Source organism: Thalassolituus sp. (assembly GCF_984348125.1).
The window spans coordinates 59,616-80,265 of sequence record NZ_CFHJLR010000009.1 but is presented as its reverse complement, the minus strand read 5'-3'; the positions used below and the strand labels follow the sequence as shown (position 1 = coordinate 80,265).

The 20,650-nt window shown below is 54.9% G+C and carries 23 protein-coding genes; 17 read left to right on the top strand and 6 right to left on the bottom strand.

Features of this window, described 5'->3' with window-relative positions; all coding sequences use genetic code 11:
• The first annotated feature begins 31 nt into the window (after nt 1-31).
• From AC5E51_RS08495 to AC5E51_RS08440, 12 genes are all read left to right on the top strand, one after another.
• Nucleotides 32-910: an energy transducer TonB gene (locus AC5E51_RS08495; protein WP_076516791.1), complete on the top strand. Its 879-nt coding sequence runs from the start codon at nt 32-34 to the stop codon at nt 908-910.
• Nucleotides 910-1,467, top strand: a complete 558-nt coding sequence (locus tag AC5E51_RS08490; RefSeq protein WP_491778426.1) for a YqgE/AlgH family protein — start codon at nt 910-912, stop codon at nt 1,465-1,467. The genes AC5E51_RS08495 and AC5E51_RS08490 overlap by 1 nt, the downstream gene beginning before the upstream one ends.
• Complete coding sequence (ruvX, locus tag AC5E51_RS08485) at nt 1,460-1,918, top strand: Holliday junction resolvase RuvX (protein ID WP_068442969.1); 459 nt, start codon at nt 1,460-1,462, stop codon at nt 1,916-1,918. The genes AC5E51_RS08490 and ruvX overlap by 8 nt, the downstream gene beginning before the upstream one ends.
• Nucleotides 1,918-2,412 (top strand): bifunctional pyr operon transcriptional regulator/uracil phosphoribosyltransferase PyrR, encoded by a 495-nt coding sequence (gene pyrR / locus AC5E51_RS08480; protein ID WP_491778431.1) that lies wholly within the window; start codon nt 1,918-1,920, stop codon nt 2,410-2,412. Before ruvX ends, pyrR begins: the two co-directional genes overlap by 1 nt.
• 13 nt (nt 2,413-2,425) lie before the next feature.
• On the top strand, nt 2,426-3,415 hold the full coding sequence (locus tag AC5E51_RS08475; protein WP_491778425.1) for an aspartate carbamoyltransferase catalytic subunit: 990 nt from the start codon (nt 2,426-2,428) through the stop codon (nt 3,413-3,415).
• Nucleotides 3,415-4,680, top strand: coding sequence for a dihydroorotase (locus AC5E51_RS08470; protein WP_488046346.1), 1,266 nt, complete (start codon nt 3,415-3,417; stop codon nt 4,678-4,680). The genes AC5E51_RS08475 and AC5E51_RS08470 overlap by 1 nt, the downstream gene beginning before the upstream one ends.
• A gap of 78 nt (nt 4,681-4,758) precedes the next feature.
• Nucleotides 4,759-7,539 carry a class I adenylate cyclase domain-containing protein gene (locus AC5E51_RS08465; protein WP_488046347.1) on the top strand — a complete coding sequence of 927 codons (2,781 nt, stop codon included), beginning with the start codon at nt 4,759-4,761 and terminating at the stop codon, nt 7,537-7,539.
• Between the two features lie 51 nt (nt 7,540-7,590).
• Nucleotides 7,591-7,704, top strand: coding sequence for an LPS translocon maturation chaperone LptM (gene lptM, locus AC5E51_RS08460; protein WP_414716529.1), 114 nt, complete (start codon nt 7,591-7,593; stop codon nt 7,702-7,704).
• Nucleotides 7,705-7,708: 4 nt separating this feature from the next.
• Nucleotides 7,709-8,959: a diaminopimelate decarboxylase gene (gene lysA / locus AC5E51_RS08455; RefSeq protein ID WP_068442988.1), complete on the top strand. Its 1,251-nt coding sequence runs from the start codon at nt 7,709-7,711 to the stop codon at nt 8,957-8,959.
• Between the two features lie 26 nt (nt 8,960-8,985).
• Nucleotides 8,986-9,816 (top strand): diaminopimelate epimerase, encoded by an 831-nt coding sequence (gene dapF / locus AC5E51_RS08450; protein WP_076516805.1) that lies wholly within the window; start codon nt 8,986-8,988, stop codon nt 9,814-9,816.
• A 20-nt stretch (nt 9,817-9,836) separates the two neighbouring features.
• On the top strand, nt 9,837-10,508 hold the full coding sequence (locus tag AC5E51_RS08445; RefSeq protein ID WP_068442994.1) for a DUF484 family protein: 672 nt from the start codon (nt 9,837-9,839) through the stop codon (nt 10,506-10,508).
• 2 nt (nt 10,509-10,510) lie between these two features.
• The gene (locus AC5E51_RS08440) at nt 10,511-11,218 is read left to right on the top strand and encodes an HAD family hydrolase (protein WP_301387817.1); all 708 of its coding nucleotides are present in this window, start codon (nt 10,511-10,513) and stop codon (nt 11,216-11,218) included.
• Here the strand turns inward: AC5E51_RS08440 and AC5E51_RS08435 are convergent.
• The 3 genes from AC5E51_RS08435 to AC5E51_RS08425 form a co-directional block, all read right to left on the bottom strand.
• Nucleotides 11,166-11,855: a DUF3047 domain-containing protein gene (locus AC5E51_RS08435; protein WP_068437634.1), complete on the bottom strand. Its 690-nt coding sequence runs from the start codon at nt 11,853-11,855 to the stop codon at nt 11,166-11,168. The genes AC5E51_RS08440 and AC5E51_RS08435 overlap by 53 nt on opposite strands.
• A gap of 127 nt (nt 11,856-11,982) precedes the next feature.
• Nucleotides 11,983-12,258 (bottom strand): hypothetical protein, encoded by a 276-nt coding sequence (locus AC5E51_RS08430; RefSeq protein ID WP_273088847.1) that lies wholly within the window; start codon nt 12,256-12,258, stop codon nt 11,983-11,985.
• A 244-nt stretch (nt 12,259-12,502) separates the two neighbouring features.
• A complete protein-coding gene (locus AC5E51_RS08425) occupies nt 12,503-12,904 on the bottom strand; it encodes a c-type cytochrome (protein WP_349676792.1) in 402 nt (133 codons plus the stop codon).
• 232 nt (nt 12,905-13,136) lie between these two features.
• On the opposite strand from AC5E51_RS08425, the gene AC5E51_RS08420 reads away from it, so the two are divergent.
• From AC5E51_RS08420 to AC5E51_RS08405, 4 genes are read left to right on the top strand one after another with little or no spacing between them, the layout of a single operon-like run.
• Nucleotides 13,137-13,316 carry a YnbE family lipoprotein gene (locus tag AC5E51_RS08420; protein WP_068440156.1) on the top strand — a complete coding sequence of 60 codons (180 nt, stop codon included), beginning with the start codon at nt 13,137-13,139 and terminating at the stop codon, nt 13,314-13,316.
• A 14-nt stretch (nt 13,317-13,330) separates the two neighbouring features.
• Entirely contained in the window at nt 13,331-13,657 is a 327-nt protein-coding gene (locus AC5E51_RS08415; protein ID WP_301376666.1) for a YdbL family probable chaperone protein, read from the top strand.
• A gap of 31 nt (nt 13,658-13,688) precedes the next feature.
• Nucleotides 13,689-14,285: a LemA family protein gene (locus tag AC5E51_RS08410; RefSeq protein WP_488046834.1), complete on the top strand. Its 597-nt coding sequence runs from the start codon at nt 13,689-13,691 to the stop codon at nt 14,283-14,285.
• Between the two features lie 15 nt (nt 14,286-14,300).
• Nucleotides 14,301-16,226: a M48 family metallopeptidase gene (locus AC5E51_RS08405; protein WP_490366926.1), complete on the top strand. Its 1,926-nt coding sequence runs from the start codon at nt 14,301-14,303 to the stop codon at nt 16,224-16,226.
• A 30-nt stretch (nt 16,227-16,256) separates the two neighbouring features.
• On the opposite strand, the gene AC5E51_RS08400 is transcribed toward AC5E51_RS08405, so the two are convergent.
• A complete protein-coding gene (locus tag AC5E51_RS08400; RefSeq protein ID WP_491778424.1) occupies nt 16,257-18,755 on the bottom strand; it encodes an ABC transporter permease in 2,499 nt (832 codons plus the stop codon).
• Nucleotides 18,755-19,444: an ABC transporter ATP-binding protein gene (locus tag AC5E51_RS08395; RefSeq protein ID WP_491778423.1), complete on the bottom strand. Its 690-nt coding sequence runs from the start codon at nt 19,442-19,444 to the stop codon at nt 18,755-18,757. Before AC5E51_RS08395 ends, AC5E51_RS08400 begins: the two co-directional genes overlap by 1 nt.
• On the opposite strand from AC5E51_RS08395, the gene AC5E51_RS08390 reads away from it, so the two are divergent.
• Nucleotides 19,431-20,114 (top strand): arylesterase, encoded by a 684-nt coding sequence (locus tag AC5E51_RS08390; protein WP_491778422.1) that lies wholly within the window; start codon nt 19,431-19,433, stop codon nt 20,112-20,114. The two genes, AC5E51_RS08395 and AC5E51_RS08390, sit on opposite strands and share 14 nt — an antisense overlap.
• Here the strand turns inward: AC5E51_RS08390 and AC5E51_RS08385 are convergent.
• Nucleotides 20,086-20,625 (bottom strand): lipocalin family protein, encoded by a 540-nt coding sequence (locus AC5E51_RS08385; RefSeq protein ID WP_491778421.1) that lies wholly within the window; start codon nt 20,623-20,625, stop codon nt 20,086-20,088. The two genes, AC5E51_RS08390 and AC5E51_RS08385, sit on opposite strands and share 29 nt — an antisense overlap.
• Between the last annotated feature and the right edge of the window lie 25 nt (nt 20,626-20,650).

Here is a 20,650-nt window from a genome sequence, read left to right as displayed (position 1 = left end):
GCGCGCACAAAGACGGAGACCCTGACAGACCATGAGTGCCCAGACCGTATCAAGCAACGACCGCATGATGTTCGCGATATTTGTCGCGCTCATGGTGCACGCCATGCTTGTACTGGGCATCAGCTTCAGTGCCGAAGAAAGTCCGGCCTTCAGCTCCACACTGGACGTGACACTCGCGGGCTACCGCAGTGAAGAAGCCCCAGAGGATGCCGACTTCCTGGCGCAGGAAAATCAGCAGGGCAGCGGCACTCTGGACGAAGCTGAAATGCAGACCACGGATGTCGAGGCCGATTTCCACGCCAACGATATCCGCGAGAATGTTCGTGAAGAGCAGATGCCAACGGCACCGCGTGTCCAGGACAGTTTGCACACCCAGGTTGTCTCCACGACACGTAGCCCCAAGAAACAACAACAGCAAGTTGAAGAGCAACAGACGCCTGCTCCGGATATTCCAGACGGGCCCCAGCAAAGCTTGTTCGAACGCAGCCTGGAAATCGCCAGCCTGCAGGCAAAACTGGATACCGAGCGACAGCTCTATGCACGTATGCCACGGATTCACCGTTTGACCGCAGCTTCGACAATGAAAGCCGCAGACGCTTACTACGTAAACCTGTGGCGTCAGAAAATCGAGCGAATGGGCGCTATCAACTACCCTCAGGAAGCTGAAAACTGCTACGACAATTGCCGCTTGCGGATTTTGGTATCCATCAATCCTGATGGCAGTATTCACGAGCTTGCAGTGCTGGAGTCTTCAGGACGCAGAGTGCTCGATGAAGCCGCTACCCGCATTGTGCGACTTGCTGCTCCGTTCGCCCCGTTCACCAATGAAATGCGACGCGAGATGGATCGCCTTGAAATCATCCGTACCTGGCAGTTCACCGGCGATCGCTACCTGTCGGGGTCAAACTGATGCTTGAACTGAACAGCCTTCGCAACCACCTGTTAATAGCCATGCCGGGGCTTGAAGGCTCCTGGTTTGGTGGCACGGTGACCTATCTGTGCGAACACAACGCCGACGGCGCCATGGGCCTTGTGCTCAACAAACCCTCCAGCATTGAGTTCAGTGATATCTGTGAACAGCTGGACATTGATCGCCGTAGCCATATCGCGCCCACCATTCTTCAGGGCGGGCCAGTCAGTCCGGAGCAAGGATTTATCCTGCACGAAGAAACCGGGGACTGGGGCGCTACCATGAATATCACAGAGCGAACGCACCTCACCTCGTCGCAGGATATTCTGCGCGCGATTGCTCAAGGCACGGGCCCGCAGAATTATAGTCTTGGCCTTGGTTATGCTGGGTGGAGTGCCGGTCAGTTAGACGAAGAACTGCGTGAGAATGCCTGGCTCACCCTGGAAGCCACCCCCGACCTCCTGTTCCGTCTCGATCAGCGCGATTTATACGACGTCGCACTCAGCAAGCTGGGCGTCAGCGCCGAATTTCTCAGTGACGAGTCGGGCCATGCCTGATTCTCCTCAGATTCCTGATCGCATCACTTCCGTCATGGGGTTCGATTTCGGCACTCGCCGCATCGGCATTGCCATCGGCCAGCGCCTGACCGACAGTGCCAATGCGCTCGAACCCATCAAAGCAAAAGACGGAGTGCCCGACTGGGACGCGCTGGAACGCATCATTAATGAATGGCAACCTGACGCCTTTGTCACTGGCCTGCCACTGAATATGGACGGCACCCCTTCAGAAATGAGTCGAAGAGCGGCAAAATTTTCCCGCCGTCTGGAAGGGCGTTTCCATCGCCCTTCGTACACTCAGGACGAGCGCCTGACCAGTTACGAAGCAAAAGGTATGGTCATCGAAGAATCCGGACACCAGAACTTCGGTGATTACTCGGTAGACGGCCTTGCTGCCTGCCTGATTCTGGAAAGCTGGATGTCAGAACACCCGAAAGCAGGAGAGCAATGATGAATCTGCCGGATATAGAACAAATCACTCAGGACCTTGCTGAGCAGCTCACTGAGCTAATGACCGAACGCCAACTCGATAATCCGTTACTGGTTGGCATCCGAACAGGTGGTGTCTGGGTAGCCGAGCGCCTCAACGACACGCTGAAATGTAGCGACGATGTCGCCTCGCTCGACATCAGCTTCTACCGTGATGACTTCACCCGCCACGGCCTGCACCCGAAAGTTCAGGGGTCAGAGCTGCCGGATTCGATTGAAGACCGACACATCATCCTTATCGACGATGTCATTATGAGCGGCCGCACCATACGCGCAGCCATGAATGAGCTTTTTGATTATGGCCGCCCAGCCAGTATTACCCTGGTATGCCTGCTGGATATTGGCCGACGCGAATTACCGATTCAGCCAGATCTCTGCGGAGCAACTCTGGCATTAAACGATGGCCAGCTGGTCAAGCTGACCGGCCCGCGCCCCTTAGTTCTGACTCTGGCCTGAACAGGAACACCACATGACTGATCCCAACACAGTCCAGCTCACCGAAGACGGACGCCTGAAGCACTTTCTGACGACCGAAGGCCTGAGCCGCGAGCTACTCACAGAAATACTGGATACCGCCGATTCCTTTATCAGTACGCAGGAACGTGCCGTAAAAACCGTTCCATTGCTCCGCGGTAAAACCGTGGTGAATCTGTTTTTCGAAAACAGTACCCGGACCCGTTCAACGTTTGAACTGGCAGCAAAACGTCTGTCCGCCGATATCCTTAATCTGGATATCGCACGCTCGGCGACTTCCAAGGGTGAAACCTTGATGGACACCCTCTGGAACCTCGAGGCTATGTACAGCGACATGTTCGTCGTTCGTCACTCCGACTCAGGGGCTGCGCATTTTATTGCCGAACAGGTAACGCCAAACGTCGCCATTATCAATGCCGGTGACGGCCGCCACGCGCACCCGACTCAGGCCATGCTTGATATGCTCACCATCCGCCGCCACAAAGGCGATATCGAGGGCAAAATCGTCGCCATCGTCGGTGATATTCTGCACTCCCGGGTTGCACGCTCGCAGATTCATGCGCTGCGCACATTAGGGGCTGCAGAGGTCAGGGTCATTGGTCCGGGAACACTTCTGCCGTCGGATATCGAAAGCATGGGCTCTGTTCCTTATTACGACATGAGAGCCGGCCTTGCCGACTGCGACGTTGTGATCATGCTGCGCTTGCAGAAAGAACGTATGCAGAACGCACTCCTGCCATCAGAAGGTGAGTTTTTCAAACTCTACGGTCTGACGAAAGAAAAACTGGCATTTGCCAAGCCGGATGCCATCGTCATGCACCCGGGCCCGATCAACCGCGGTGTTGAAATTGAATCCGCCGTCGCCGACGGCAACCAGTCCGTCATCCTGAATCAGGTCAGCTACGGCATTGCCGTTCGTATGGCCGTGATGGCGATGGCCATGAGTGGCCAGCAAACACCCGTGAACAGTGAGGAGCCTGCCTGATGAGATATCTGCATATTGCGAATGCGCGGGTAATCAATCCTCAGACCCAGACAGATGAGATCACCGATGTCTTTGTCGCTGATGGCCGCATTGCGACACTTGGTCGTAGACCCGATGCCGGTGAAATTGAACACACGATCGATGCCACGGGTCAGTGGTTAATGCCCGGTCTGATTGATCTTGGCGGTCACTTACCAGAACCTGGTTACAGTCAGAAAGGCAGCATTGCCAGCGAAACAGAAGCGGCCGCCCGCGGTGGCTTCACTCATATCTGCAGCTTGCCGGATACTAAACCCGTCGCGGACACCTCCGCGGTGGTCAAACTGATTCTGGAAAAAGCCAGCAAAGCCGGTTTCAGCCGCGTACTGCCACTGGGCGCTATGACACAGGATCTGGCCGGCGAGCAACTGGCCAGTATGTACACATTGTCAGAAGCTGGCGCGGTCGCCATGAGTAACGCCCGCCGCCCGGTCAAAAACAGTTACGTGCTGCGCCGCCTGATGGAATACGCAGCAACGTACGATATTCCCCTTTTCCTCAATGCTAATGATCTCAGCCTGTCCGATGGCGGCTGCATGCATGAAGGTCCTGTGGCGACCCGTATGGGCTTGCCGGGGATACCTGAAACGGCAGAAACCATCGCCCTCGCGCAGATTCTCCTCCTGGTAGAGCAGACCGGTGTACGCGCTCATATCAGCCAGATTACCTGCCGCCGCAGTGTTAGCATGCTGCAGCAGGCACTGGAAAACGGTTTGCGCGTTACCGCAGACACACCACTAGCTAACCTGCTCTACACCCACGAAGCGGTCACAGGCTACGACAGTTTGTACAATGTACAGCCACCGTTACGCAGTGAACGTGACCGTGAGGCATTGGTACAGGCCGTAGCGCGTGGTGAACTGGCCATTAGCTCAAACCATAGCCCTCATGAAATTGCTGCTAAGAAAGCGCCATTTTCAGATGCTGAGCCGGGCATGAGCCAGTATGACGCCTTCCTGCCACAAGCGATGACGCTGGTCGCTCGCGATGAGTTAACGATTGAACAGCTCGTGCGCGCTCTGTCGCTAACACCGGCCAATGTTCTCGGGCTGTCACAATCCCTGACGGAAGGAGCGGATTTTAATGCCGTCCTGTACGACCCGCGAGACGAGTACACACTCACTGCGTCAGAAATTGCCTCCGGGGGCCACAACCACCCACTGCTGAACCGAACTGTCTCGGGTAAAGTCGCACAGGTGTTTCTGGAGGGCTGCCGGATCAGCTGATTCTGACAGAAACGGTAAAACGGCGAAAAACGCCGGGGCATCTATACTGAAACACACACCCACTTTGTGCAGTAAGTGATGAACCCGGCCAACTCTATTCCGGACCAGAGCACTCTGAATCGCTGGCGTCAGAACTTTCTCGACCTCAACGCTCAGAAGCTGGCGTCCGCGCGAGAACAACTCTCTCCCCGACAGCAGGCCGTGCTGGATGTTCTGCCGCTTCTGTTGCACTGCAACGGTTCCCGCTTACCCGGCTATGTCGCGCCTCACACTCCGTGCGGAATCACAGGGTACACTCCGACACTTGAGCACCATTCAGCATTGCACCAGTTTGCCCGTGGTGCTCAGATCCCCAGAGACCCGGGGCAACGCTGCATTGAAGGCGTCTTCCTCATGGGTAGCCTTGGCAGTGTTGCCCAGAGCCGCAACAGCGACCTTGATGTGTGGTTATGCCACGACGAATTGATGACAGATCATCAGGTCAGCGCTCTTCAGGAAAAGTGCACACGCATTGAAAAGTGGGCCGACTCACAAGGCACGGAAGTCCACTTCTTTCTGATGAACCTTAAAGACTTCCGCGACGGTCAGAGCCAGTCGGCCGATGGCGAGGACTGCGGCAGCAGCCAACACCTGCTATTGTTGGATGAATTCTACCGCAGCGCCCTGTGGCTCGCAGGAAAAACCCCGCGCTGGTGGTTAACGCCCGAAGCACTGGAATATCAGGCCGACAGCTACTGGGCGAAACTTACAGAAAACCATCTCATCGATGTCGCCGACTGGCTGGACGTCGGCAGCCTGCCAACCATCCCTGCGGGTGAGTTCGTTGGCGCCGGACTATGGCAGCTCAACAAAGGCCTCACCAACCCGTATAAGTCACTACTAAAACTCCTGCTCAACCGGGAATATGCCTCTGCATACCCGGACATCCGGCCTCTGGCCTGGGATTTCCGCAAACAGGTTCAGGAAGGGAACGCCGACCTCTTAAATACCGACCCCTACCTTCTTATGCTGCACCGGCTTGAGTCTCACCTGAGCGAAGATGAGGGCGATCTGCGTGATCTTATGCGCAGGGCTTTCTACTTCAAATCAGGCGTTCAATTGACGCGACTGATCGGTAACCAGCGCCAACAGCGCCGGGTAAAAGCGCTTGAAGAGCAGATCAAAGAGTGGGGATGGACCTACACCTATCTGGATGAGCTGGACAGTCGCCAAAGCTGGCCAGCACGTAAGGTCATGAATGAGCGCAATGCACTGGTGACCCAGATGCTGAACAGCTACCGGGCGCTCGCGACCTTCTCGCAGGAACACGCTCAATCCCTGCACATTAAAGAACGCGACCTCAGAGTGCTCGGCAATCAGCTATTTGCTGCGTTCAGGGCCGAGCCGGGGAAGATCATCGACATCAACCCCAAAATCCGCAGCGACATGGAAGAGGAAAAGCTCACCCTCAATCTCAAAGAAGGCATCTGGCAACTGATACCGGGCAGCTGGCGTCCGGGAGACGACAGTGCCGTACTGATGCAAACGCCTTCAATCATAGAGGCCCTGGTATTTGCCCGGCGTAACGGCATGCTCACCAGTCACTCCCATGTCGCACTGTATCCGGCGCATAACCCAGTGACGCAATATGAGCTCAGATCTCTGCTGCAGGACATTATGGAGATCCCCTTGCCGGGCAAAAAGAGCATCGACTTCACCAGTGACCAGACGCCTCTGCGCTGGCATTTGTTCGTCAATCCGGGCGTTAATCCTCAGCAATCACTGTCACGGCGAGGCATGCAGAAAATAAGCAACCGTGACGATGCTCTGGGCTTCAGCTCGAGTCGCGAGAATCTGGTGCAGTCGGTTGAACTTCTCACCATCACCAGCTGGGGAGAATGGCAGGTCAGTTACTACTCTGGCGCTGATACCGTGCACGAGGCAATGCTGCAGGTACTCAATTTCCGCAGTAAAGCGGATACCCAGGCCTGGCCAGAATGGCACATTCATTGTCATTGTCAGGTGCGTTCGGTTGCGATTCAGAAGCGCCTGGAGAAATTGCTGAGTGATCTGATTGATCACCTGTCACAGACTAAACCTGCGCCTTATCTGCTCCAGACAGGGGACAGCTTCCATCTCATTGAATACCGCCGCAGAGAGGTCGTCAGTCACCACGCTGAGAATCTCAAAGCGCTGATAAAGCTCCTCGCTCGTCCGCGCCCCCGCTTCCGCCGATGGCACCTCGACAGTCATGCGCTGCCCAGCAGCCCGCTGCGTCTGATTCTGGAACAGGGCGAAGGCGACCAATGGCACGTCTGGTACTGGCGCCAGAAAGGTAAAGTTTTCCTCTATGTGATGGACCAGTACGGCTCTCTGCATTATCAGGAGCAAAGTGGCTCGGATATTCGTTCAACCCTGGTGCCTTTACTGAGATTCATCCGTCGACTGAATCAACGCTGGGCTGATGAGTTGCAACAAGAGCGCTGGCCCCTGTATCTGAGCGAACTGCTGCTCGATGGCGAAACCCTGTCTTTCAGTGCGGAACGTCGCCGTATCCCCGTAGAAGCCCGTGAGCCTGCAACCATTGAAGTCAGCGCTCAATCGCGCACCAAATCGGCTCTGGAAATATCCATCAATGGCGTCACGCTGTCACAAGCCACGTCAGGCACTCAGTTATTGCTGGAGGCACGGCAAGCGGTCATTGCTGCACGTGCCCACGACCATGCACAACCTGTCTGGTTAAGCGATATAACTATCGATGACAACCGCCACCTGACCCGCCATCTGCAATTCAGGCAACGGCTGGAGCACCTGTTAAACCATCCGTCATCCGCCCCCTCTTCCCCGGCCCGCAAAGGACGCGCTCAGGCGCAGACATAGCACACCATTGCCCGTATAATGCGTGGCATTCTGTGGGAGGTAGCTATGAACCTGAAAACCATCGCCTGTGTGTCTCTGATATTGCTGTTCGCAATTGGCATCAGTGCCTGTGGTCAGAAAGGTCCGCTCTATCTTCCAGACTCCGAACAAGAACAAGAGCAGTAAGCCCATGTCAGCATTTTCATACCAGAACGGCAGCCTGCATGCCGAAAACGTCTCTCTGGCCGCACTGGCTAAAGAACACGGCACGCCTCTGTACGTCTACTCGCGCAGTGCCTTCGAACAAGCCTACCTTGCCTATACTGATGCTCTGGGTGAGTGGCCTCATCTGGTATGCTTCGCGGTCAAAACAAACTCTAATCTGGGGGTTCTGAACACACTGGCACGACTGGGCGCTGGTTTTGATATCGTCAGCATCGGTGAACTGGAGCGCGTTATCGCGGCTGGCGGTGATCCTTCGAAAGTGGTTTTCTCCGGTGTTGGCAAACAAGCCCATGAAATGCAGCGTGCGCTCGAAGTGGGCGTTCACTGTTTTAACGTTGAGTCTGAAGCCGAGCTTGAGCGCCTGAGCGCCGTAGCATCAGAACTGGGAAAAACAGCACCGGTATCCCTGCGTGTGAATCCTGATGTTGATGCACAGACTCACCCATACATTTCTACCGGCCTGAAAGACAACAAGTTCGGTATCGATATTAACGACGCCGTACGCATTTACGAAAAAGCCGCAGGCCTCCCGGGCCTGGACGTAAAGGGCGTCGATTGCCATATCGGCAGCCAGCTCACTGAAATTGATCCCTTCCTTGATGCACTCGACCGCGTTCTTGCACTGGTCGACGAACTCAGCGGGCGTGGCATCACCATCGAACACCTCGACCTTGGTGGTGGTCTCGGCGTGCGTTATCAGGATGAACAGCCTGCTACTCCGGCAGAGTACATTGCCGCGGTAAAAGAGCGTCTGGGCGATCGCACCTTCAAACTGATTTTTGAGCCGGGCCGTTCTATTGCCGCGAACGCCGGGGTCTTCCTGACTCAGGTCGAGTTCCTGAAGCTCAACGAGCACAAGAACTTCGCCATCATCGACGGCGCAATGAACGACCTGATCCGTCCTGCCCTCTACAGCGCATGGCAGGCCATTGTTCCGGTATCCGAGACTTCCGCTGAGCCAGAGCGCACCTACGACCTCGTCGGCCCTGTCTGCGAAACCGGAGATTTTCTGGGCAAAGATCGTCCATTGAAAATTGCTGCCGGAGACCTGCTCGCGGTAATGTCGGCAGGTGCTTACGGGTTTGTCATGGCATCAAACTACAATAGCCGTGGCCGTGCCGCCGAGATTATGGTCGACGGCGATAAAGCATTTGTCGTCCGTGAACGCGAAACCGTCGCGTCATTGTTTGCTGGCGAAAGCTGCTTACCCGATTAATATCAGCCCGGATAAAGAGACAGTATATGTGGCTTAAATTCAGCAAGATGCATGGTATCGGTAACGACTTCGTTGTCGTTGATCTGATTACGCAGAGTGCGAACATTCGCCCGGAGCGTGTTGCCGAACTGTCGGACCGTAACTTTGGTATCGGCTTCGACCAGCTGCTGGTCGTTGAAAAGCCAACCCGTCCGGATGTCGATTTCCAATACCGGATTTTCAATGCCGACGGCAGTGAAGTTGAAAACTGTGGCAACGGTGCACGTTGTTTTGCCCGTTTCGTCTACGACCAGAACCTGACAGGAAAACGCGACATTCGTGTTGAGACAGCCAGCGGTATCATGGAACTGCACCTGACCGACGACCGACAGGTCATGGTCGACATGGGCAAACCTGAGCTGACCCCGGAGAAAATCCCGTTTATTGCCGATGGTTTTGCTACCGAGTACACCATTGATGTGCCTGACGTCGGTATTATCAACCTGGGGGCAGTCTCTATGGGGAACCCACATGCGGTGATCCGCGTCGACGACGTCGATACTGCTCCGGTCGAAACCTGGGGCCCGGCGGTGGAGTCATGTAAAGAATTCCCGAACCGCGTCAATGTCGGTTTTATGCAAATTGTGAATCCACATCATATTCGCCTGCGGGTGTTCGAACGCGGCTCAGGTGAAACCCTGGCGTGTGGTACCGGTGCCTGCGCCGCGGTAGTTTCAGGCCAGCTTCGCGGCTGGTTGAATCAGGGCGTCAAAGTCAGCCTGCCGGGCGGTGACCTGTTCATCGACTGGGACGGCGAAGGCGCAGTGAAAATGACAGGCCCGGCTGAACGGGTGTTCGAAGGTAAAGTAAACCTCTGACCTCTAAGGAACAGACAGACATGAGCCAGACCCCGCGACTGACCGAAGCCGACGTAATCGCATATATGGAAGATCATCCCGACTTCTTTATCGGGAAGGACGACCTGCTCGCAGGTATGCGGATTCCACACAATAGCGGTCCGGCCACCAGCCTTGTTGAACGTCAGCTTGCCGTGCACCGTGAACGCAACGTTGAACTGAGACAGCGCCTGTCTGACCTGCTTGAAAACGCCCGCCGTAACGACCAGCTGTTCGAAAAGAGCAAACGGCTGGTACTGGCGCTGGTAGAGGCCACGACCTGGGTAGACGTTCAGGCTGCTCTGGATGACTCTCTGCGTAAAGATTTTTCGGTCGATGCCTGGGCCATGCTGCACTTTACCGAACGTCAGCTTGAGCCACCGTTGATTGCGATTCACAGCAGTGAAGTACAACGCTCAGTGCACCGCCTGTTTAAAGGCCACAGAGCCATTTGCGGTCAACTGCCCGAGGCCGATATTGCTCAACTTCTGGGCGTCGATGAATCCGCCTGCCGCTCTGTCGCTGCAGCGCATATCCGCGGCAAAGACAACCTCGGCATACTGACGGTCGCCAGTGAAGATCCGGGTTACTATCGTAGCTCTGTGGACACCCTGTTCCTCGACTTCATTGCCGACGTGCTGGCGCTGCGACTACCGCAGATTCCGGTCAGCTGAGCATGACCTTTGGGCTCATCACTTTCGACCTGGATCACACACTCTGGGACCCGACCAATGCACTGATCGCAGCAGAACGCGCAATGTTCAACTGGATCAGTGAGCACTCTCCAGTGACCGCTGAATTTTATCCGCCGGAAAAATTTCACGCCTACAAGAAAGATCTGGCGGCAGCCTATCCTGAGCTGACGGGCAAAGTCTCCGAGTTTCGCTTTCAGTTACTGCGCCGCATCTTCCTGCAGTCCGGCCACGACTCTGATAGCGCCCGGCGCATGGCGCAGGATGCCTTTGCAGCCTTCTATCAGGCGCGCAGCACCGACTTAATACTGTTTGAAAGTGTTACTGAAGTAATGGCAGAGCTGAAAGCGTCCTACCCTCTGATTGCCTTGACGAACGGCAATGCTGATCTTGATATCGCTGGGCATACCCATCTCTTTGATCGTCACCTGAAAGCCGATGACTACGAAGCCAAGCCATCACCGGAAATGTTCGAGGCTGCACTTGAGCACGCAGGCGTTGAGTCTCAACAGGCACTGCACATTGGTGATCACCCGGAGCAGGACGTCGCGGCAGCGCAGGCCGTAGGTATGAAGACTCTCTGGTTTCATGATAAGCAGACTGACTGGCCGTTAGCGGATTGTCAGCCCGATGGAGAATTCAGTCACTGGTCGCAACTGGTTCAAGCGATAAAGGCTCTGGAAGGTAGTTGACCGTCAGTTCGCTGATGTAACCACCACTGCGGACCTTGCGCCCATCCGGCTCGCCTATGCCCGCTTCAATACGGGTGACGGAAATATCCTCAGGTACATCCTCAGCCAACCTGCCGAAATCCTGCTTCAGGTCACGCACGACAGAATACCAGCGACGTGGCGCTTGCTGAGCACCGCTGACTACCCAGACGAATTCATTCTCTTCGATTATTTCACGATGTGTCGTGCGCTCCGCAGGGTTCCACACATAATGCAGGCGATAGGTCTGATCGGCTTCTGTGCTTGAGAAGTCCACTGTCACGCGCATCAGCGCCGCACTTGTTTCTTCATCAAACTGATCCAGTGACCACTGCCAGCTTAGCTGAGGCCTCGCCCCTTCACTGACAAACGGGCGACTTAACAGAGCACGCCCCATCCGGCTTTCCAGACGTACGATTTCGCCCTTAATAACGTCATAGTGAGGCTCGATAGAGCAATGGCGGCAGTCTTTGTTCCAATCGTCGATGGATTTTGCGGAAAGCAGTACATCAGCAGACGTGGTGTTGCTGTATAGCCACAGAGCGGCGAATACGAACAGGGCCAGTGCAGCGGGTAAGGCGTGTAAACGGCGGCGGTATTTTCTGGAATGGCTGGTCATGTTTCTGCATCCTTGCGAATCAACTTGCCTGCCTATTTTAGCACTTGCTCAGAAAACGACCAGTCACATAAAAAGAATTATCCGTTCTATGCGACTGGCATGACAGACTCATAGCAAACGAGTCGATTCAGATGGGACGGCTACCGTAGTTGGTCTGAGGCTTACGTGGAGGATCACCCATCACGTCCGAAGCGACTTCCTGAATTCGGCCGCCACGTGCCAGGAAGGCTTCGACATCTGACGCCATAGCCTCACGGAGCGCTTCGCGAGCAGCCTGAGAGCCATACTCAATATCATCATCTGAGGCGGCGGCCTCTTTTGTTCCGGTTTCCTGCTCGCCAGATTCCTCGTGCGAATCCTGTTCGTTAAACTCATCTTCGTGCAGATCGTCATCATGTGCCATAAGACATCCCTCTTTCAGCGGTATTCATTTGATGGGAATACTTATAGACAAGACGGACGCCGCTTCCAGCAACGCTAACCATTGGTAACAAAAAAAACATCAAAGCCGGATTTCAGTCACTGCCAGAGAATCCTGGGTGCAATATTCCCGACGAACAGGCTTTCAGCAATCACACTTTCTGATAAGAACAGCAGACATAAAAAAACCCGCCGAAGCGGGTTTCTCTTGAAACAGACTATGACGGTTAACGTCCAGCCATGTACTTGATCGCGTTCAGGATTTCATCATCAGAACAGGTCGCGCAGTTACCTTTTGGAGGCATAGCGTTAATACCCTTGATGGCATTCTGGAGTGTTTCATCCATCCCCTTCGCCAGACGATCATCCCATGCAGCGGTATCGCCTTTCTTAGGTGCGCCCAGTACACCAGCACCGTGACATGCAGTACAGGCAGTGTTGTAAACTTCTTCACCCGTGCGAGGTTCACCAGCAACCACTGCAACGCCACCACATTCAGCGCCTACACATACCTCACCGACCGGAGCGATGCGCTCGCGGATTTTCTCAATCTGAGCGTCGCTCTCGGCGTATGCCTGAGCCATGACCAGAGTGGCGGCCGCCAGAATCAATGCTTTCAGTTGCTTCACGAAGATGTCCTCATCCAGTGCCAATCAGGCTTGTCGTAATTTTAGTGCACGCATTATAGCTACAAATCGTCCGGGTTTGAACGACTGGACATGATTCAGCGCAAGTATTCTGCCTCAGAGGCTCTCTGAAGGCTGTTATTTTCGTGATTCTTATACCAAACCTTACGCCCGCCCGTTCCCACATCATGCCCCGTGAGATAGAGTAAGCCTGAGACAGGTAAGGACTCTGACCATGAAAAACCCTCTATTGATTCTGCTGTTGCTGGCACCACTGACAGCCTGCACGCTTAAGGTAGCCGCCCCGGAAAAGCCGATTACCATCAATCTTAACGTCAAAATTGAGCACGAAGTCCGGGTAAAGGTCGAAAAGGACCTCGAGCAACTGTTTGAATCCGAAGACGATCTGTTCTGAACAAGGAGAAGACGATGAAACTCAGCAAAATGACAACCTTCGTCGCTGGCCTGTTGTTCAGTGTTGCTGCACTGGCCCTGGAACTGGACGATGCGAAAAACATGGGCCTTGTCGGTGAACAACCCAATGGTTACCTCGGCCTCATCAGTGCAAACAGCCCCGAAGCGGCCGCTCTGGTGGTCGATATCAACGCCAAGCGTAAAGCCCGCTATCAGGAAATCGCGAACAAGCAGAACACGCAACTGGTCAACATCGAGCGGATTGCAGGTGAAAAACTGATTGAAAAAGCTCAGGGCAGCGGCGAATTTTACATGGACGGTTCAGGTCAGTGGCAGCGATAACGCCCTGACCTGAACATACGGAGAACGGACAATGACAACAACAGGCATCATTCTACTGGCAGTAATCGCCGGACTTATTCTTTTACTGGTCAGTGTGTACAACAAACTGGTCGCTCTTAAAAACCGGTTTCAGAACAGCTTCGCTCAGATCGATGTGCAATTAAAACGCCGCTACGACCTGATTCCTAACCTGGTTGAAACAGCGAAAGAGTATATCCGTCACGAGCGGGATACTCTGGAAGCCGTGATCAGCGCTCGCAACGAAGCCGCCGCCGGCCTAAAGGCAATTGGTGGCAACCCTGCAAACAGTGGTGGCATGGCTCAGTTAATGGGGGCTGAAGGCGCACTGGCTGGGGCACTCGGCCGCCTGAATGTCGTGATGGAAGCTTACCCAGAGCTGAAGGCAAACGAGAATATGATGCAGCTCACCGAAGAACTGAGCAGTACCGAAAACCGCATTGCCTTCGCCCGTCAGGCTTATAACGACTCTGTCATGGACTACAACACCTACCGCCAGAGTTTCCCTGCTATCGTACTGGCCGGCGCTTTCGGACACAGAGAAGACGCCACCCTGCTGGAATTTGAAAATCGCAAAGTTCTCGAAGACGCACCCAAGATCAGTTTCTGAGACCCGCTGTAACGTATGAACTTCTTTCGCCATCAGGAAGAGGCGCGCCGTAACACCGGGCGCCTCATTCTGTTGTTCAGCCTCGCCGTCATCGCCGTTGTCCTGACGGTTAACCTGCTGTTTATTGCCGGTATTCATTTTGCGACCTATTCAGAGGGCCAGGGCTCACGGGTCTTTGAGATTTATGATGCTGAGCATTGGGCAGTGGTGAGCTTCACGACGATGGCTGTGATCCTGATTTCGAGCTTTTTCAGGCAGCTATCGCTGAGCAAAGGAAGTGATGTGGCAGATTCTCTGGGTGCCACACTTCTGGACCCCGGCAGTCGCGAAGCAGATGAAAGGCGACTACTGAATGTCGTTGAAGAGATGGCCATCGCCTCGGGGATGCCAGTTCCGGATGTTTACGTCATGGAAGACTCCGGCATTAACGCCTTTGCCGCAGGCTACCAGCCCAGTGATGCCGTTATTGGTGTCACACGAGGCGCAATATCGGCACTCACACGTGACCAGCTTCAGGGGGTTATCGCCCACGAATTCAGTCATATTTTTAACGGTGATATGCGCATGAACATGCGCCTTACCGGCATCATCTATGGCATCGTGTTTATCGGTGAGATCGGCCGCATGATTGTCCGCGGCTCACACAACCGCGGTTTTACGACACGTCGCACAGACCCACGGGCTGCCGCCTTCGGCTTTGCACTGATGGCGATTGGCTACGGCGGCGAATTTTTCGGCCGCATGATCAAGTCGGCGGTCAGTCGCCAGCGTGAGTTTCTTGCGGATGCATCCGCTGTGCAGTTTACCCGTAACCCGGATGGTATCAGTGGCGCTCTCAAAGTCATCGGCTACGGCGCGGGTTCCCGCGTTGGTTCACCGTCGGCGCTGGAGGTATCGCACTTCTTTTTTGGTCCGGTCATGCGCTTTCGCCGCACCATGTTTGCAACGCACCCGCCGCTGGATGAACGCATTCAGAAGATTCAGCCGGGCTGGGACGGGCATTATCTGAAGCCACGAATGCAGCATATCGAAGTTCGTGACTTCACCTACAACGACAGCGATGCCATCAGCGGCTTCTCTACCGGACATGGCGAGACACCTGAAAACGTCGATAGTACAGATACTGCAGTGGCTCACGCTGATACCGGATATGAAGCGATACCTTACGAAGCACGCGGTGAAGAATTCCTCAGAAGTGAAATCGCGATCATTAACGCGATGTCAGCAGAGGCTCTGGTGTTTGCGCTGCTGATGAGTGGCTCGACCGAAGATACGGCGCGTAAGCAGCAGAATATGATTCAGCAAAGGCATGGCAATGACACCTTCCGCGAAGCCCTGCGCTACCTTAATGAAGCCAGACGCTCAGACAAAGAGGTGCGCCTTGAGCTGGTCGAGCGGGCAATGCCGGCACTGCGTCGTATGTCCCTCAAGCAGTACCGCACGATGAATCAGACCCTGGTCAGCATGATTCAGTTGGATAACAAGATCGACCTGTTCGAGTGGTGTCTGTACCGGCTGATTCTGCAATACCTCGGACGCCACTTCGGTACCCTCCCGGCTTTCCGTCAGAAGCGTAAGTCTGCCCACGCACTCGCCGATGATATTGCCGTTGTACTGGCGTACGTCGCCCACGCCGGAACGAAAAACTATCAGGCTGCGGTACTTGCGTTCGAAGCGGGACTTACGTCAGAGCAACTACTGATGCGGGACTGCAACCCGGAACACGCACCACACAAAAGCCTGAAACCGCTCAATAAAGCATTGAGCGCTCTGATCGCAAGCGCACCGGAAGTTCGGGAGCGGGTTATGCGTGCCATTTCCGTGTGTGTGCATCATGACGGCAAAATCACGATGGAAGAGCGCGATATGATACGCACCCTGGGCGCTATTCTGGAAACTCCGCTCGGTATGTTCGAGAACCCGGCTGAGCTGATCGACTGAGCTGATGTTCTCAAGTCAGAGACCTCCAGCTCAGGCTTCCCGCAATACGGTCAGCGGCGGAACCCGACTGACTCTGCGCAGCATCAAGCTGCCCGGAATCGCCAACCCAAGCGCCGTTGCCGGCGGCAACCAGAGCCATGCCCAACCAAGGCTGCTGTACTGGATATCCAGCAATCCGATATACAAACCCGCAGTCACTAACTCCGCACCGATTAAGGCCAACACGGCTGACAGCACACCCAGGAGTGCGAACTCAACCCACTGTGCCTGGCGCAGCTGTTTCCGCGCTGCACCTAAAGTACGCAACACAGCCCCTTCAGTCAGTCGCTCGCGTGTCGATGTCAGCAATACAGATAACATCACCAGAACAGCGCCCAGCAATACAAACACCAGGATTAACTCGACTGCAGTCGTCAGTCGTTGCAGCAAGGTCTGCACCTGCGAAAGAATCGCGCGGGTATCAATAAAGGTAATGCCCGGGTATTTCCGGATCAGAGAAACCAGTGCGCCTTCATTCTCATCAGCAAGGTGGAAGCTGGTCATGTAGCCCATAGGTAACTCTTCCGTCAGGTCAGGCGAAAGCATCATGAAAAAGTTCGGTGTCATGGCCGTCCAGTCGAGACGCCGGAGACTGGTAATTTCGGCATCAAGGTCGACGCCAGCCGCACGGAAAGTCAGTACATCCCCTAAGCCCAGCCCCAGGCGCTCGGCCAGCTCGTGTTCAACAGAGACCTGCCCCGGGCCTGCGGCAGTCTGTGCCCAGTCACCCCCGACGACTTCGTTGTTGTCAGGCAGAGTTTCAGCCGTGGATGTAATCAGGTCACGGTTGATGGAGCGATCTTCGGCAATCTCCATCTCACTGACCGGGGTACCGTTCACCTGTACCAGGCGCATGGGAATCATAGGGTACAAAGCCTGCGTCTCAATACTGTGATTCACCAGTGACTCAGAGAATGCATCGCGCTCGAAAGGCTGGATGTTCAGGGCAAAAATGTTCGGCGCATTATCAGGCATACTGCGTTGCCAGTCGGCCAGAAGGTCCGTGCGCAACATACCGATAATCAACATCACCATCAGGGTCATCGCGAACGCCAGTAGCTGCCCTGCCGTTGCTGTGTGGCTGCGGCTCAGATGCTGCCAGGCAAATCTGAGGCTGAGCGGTAGCTTTCGGTTCCGCAACAGGCGTCCGGCAAGCCTCAGGCCACCTCGCAATAACAGAAGTAAAATCAGTAAAGTCGCAGCGCCACCTATCATCAGGCCGCTACTGAGCATGACATCCTGCGTCAGAAGAGAAAGCAGAATTGTCAGAGAACCCAGTGCCAACGCATAAATAAGCCAGCCCTTAAGTGGCACTGGTACAAGATCCCGTCGCAGCACCCGGAGCGGACTGATCGAAGACAAAGGCAACAGATGCGGTACGCCAAAACCAAAGAGGCCCAATAAACCGGCACTGAGTCCAAGCGCCCACGCACTCGGAGTTGCTGGGGGCAAGCCTTCGGGTATCAGGCCAGCCAGTATCTGCAATAACCCTAACTGCAAGATGTAAGCGAAAAAGGCACCCAGCACAGTCGCTGTGCCCCCGAGTATCAGAAGCTGGGCAAGAAAAATGCGAAGCACTGAGGCCCGCGGCAGGCCAAAGGTTCGCATCAAAGCACTGATATCAAAGTGACGCTCAGCATAACGGCGAGCACTGACCGCAACCGCAACACACGAGAGAACGACGGCGAGAATGGCCGCGAGACCAAGATACCGGCGCGCGCGATCGAGAGAAGCCGACATCTGCCGGTTTCCATCACCCAGAGATTCAAAAGACTGGTTGGCTTTCAGCTCGACCGAACTCTGAAACTGCTCCAACAGACCGCCATCACCGCTCAGCATCAGCCGGTAGCGCACGCGACTGCCGGGCCCCAGCATCGGGCTGCCTTCCAACTCACTCCAGTGCACCATGATGCGTGGCGACAAGGTGTAAAAGTTACCTCCCCGGTCACTCTCCTTCTCAATCAGGCCAGTGATCCGGTAAGTTTTGCCCCCCAGATCTGCTTCATCGCCCAGGCCGATATTCAACAACGACAGCAGGCGTGCCTCCACCCAGGCCTCTCCCGGCTCTGGGCCAGACGACCGTTGCGATGCGACTTCATCATCGACGCCCCGGACCAGAAGCTCGCCTCGCAGGGGATAGCCATCATCGACCGCCTTTACCGCCGATAACGTCATCTGTTCACCGGCAACAACGACACTGGGGAACGTCAGGGCACGGGCTCGCTCCAGGCCCAGCTCATCGGCTTCCACCAGCCAGTCCTCTTCGAGCGGTGTGGTCGAACGAACCCGGAGGTCCGCACCGAGCATGTCATTGGCACTGGCCTGCATGGCCAGATCCAGTCGTTGACTGAATATGGCAATCGCCGTGGTGACTGTCACAGCCAGTACCAGCGCCAGAAATATCAGCGTGAGCTCGCCACTACGCAACTCACGGCTCATCAACCTTAATGCCAGCCGAAGCTCTGTAAATCTGCCTGCTGTATTCGTCATCAGGCAATTTCCTCCAACACACCGTCCGTCATTTTCAGGCGCCGGTCACAGCGCTGCGCCAGACGGTCGTCGTGTGTAACAAGCACCAGAGTGGTGGAAGATTCTTCATTTAGCCGGAATAAAAGGGACTCAACCTGTTCGCCCGTCGCACGGTCCAGGTTGCCAGTGGGCTCATCCGCGAACAGAATTTCGGGCTGCCCAGCGAAGGCACGGGCCAATGCCACACGCTGCTGCTCACCACCCGACAACTGGCTTGGATAATGCGCAAGCCGATCAGCCAACCCCACGGAATGAAGCAGTCCGGTTGCTTCTTTATCAGCATTTTTCTTGCCGACGATCTCAAGCGGCAGCATCACATTCTCAAGCGCTGTCAGCCCCTGAAGCAGATGAAAATTCTGGAATACAAAAGCAACACCTCCGGCGCGAATGGCCGCCCGCTGGTCTTCATCCAGCCCGCTCATGGGTTGCTCGAGCAGAGTGACTTCCCCTTCTGAAGGCAAATCGAGGCCCGCAAGAATCCCCAGTAATGTCGACTTACCACTGCCTGATGCACCGATAATGGCCACACTTTCTCCACGCTTGATATGCAACGAAACACCCTTCAGGATGGTCAGAGGTTCTTCGCCACTGCGAACTGTTTTCACCAAGTGATCGGCACTGAGAGAGGTAATATCTGTGTTGTCCGGCATACCGAAGCGTTTCCTGAAAGTTAAATCGTTAATGTCAGTGTTTATCACTCTGGCGATGTTCGTCTGTTCTGTCGTGCAGGCAGAAGAACAGACGCAGCAACCACCAAAGCTGCTGATTGTTGGCGACAGTATCAGTGCGGGGTTTGGCGTCCCGGTAGAAAAACAATGGCCTCTGCTATTAGAGCAGAAACTGCAGAACCAGTTTCCGCAACTCACTGTTGTCGTTGCTGCAATAAGCGGCGATACCACCTCTGGCGGTCGCAGCCGCTTACCCGCCTTATTAGAGCGCCATCAACCCGACGTCACTCTGCTTGCACTCGGCGGTAATGACGCATTGAGAGGCACACCACTCTCGCTGGTCAGAAATAATCTGACGGCCATGATTGAGGCCACACAGGAATCGGGCTCGGAGGTTATTCTGGCTGGCATGCAGATCCCGCCTAATTATGGTCCAGCATACACAGAGGGCTTCAGAACTCTGTATATAGAACTGTCAGGAAGTTACAACACAGGTCTGGTGCCCTTTCTTCTGGAAGGCGTGGCGACAGTGGATGGCATGATGCAGGACGATGGCATTCATCCCACAACAGAGGCGCAACCGGCACTGGCCGATAATGTCGCGCCCGAAGTGATTAAGCTGATTACTCCTCAGGCAACGCCTGCGGAGTAATAACAAGCTCGCTCGTATCCACACCCAATGTCTCCAGCTCGCCAAGAATCATTGCGTATGTGTTCTCGCTCATCTCCGGCGAACGACTCAGTATAAAGAGGGTGTATTCAAACGGATCAGTGACCGCCACATACTCGTAACCTACCTCATCCAGAACAACAATCAGATAGTTCGGGTATGGCAGGTCTGGCGCTCCGGGAAACACAACTTTGAGCTTGGAATTCGTCTCTTCATCCCAGATGGTTGCGTTACCTGTGATTTGATTCAGTTCGCCGTCGAGAGTGTCCTGATATCCCTTGTTCAGCACTTCAACAGAACCATCCTCGAGCAGAGTATATTCAGCCGTTACCCCAACCAACCCCTCATTAAACGAAACCTCATTGGCAGCGATCTGGTACCAGAGGCCCATGTAGCGAGGGATATCAACAAAAGGAACGGTCTCAACAATGCGGCAGGCTGACAGAGATACAGCCGTCAGAGTGAGCAGAATCAGACGGGTAAGACGTTGCATGGTTATCTCCATATCTATCGTATAA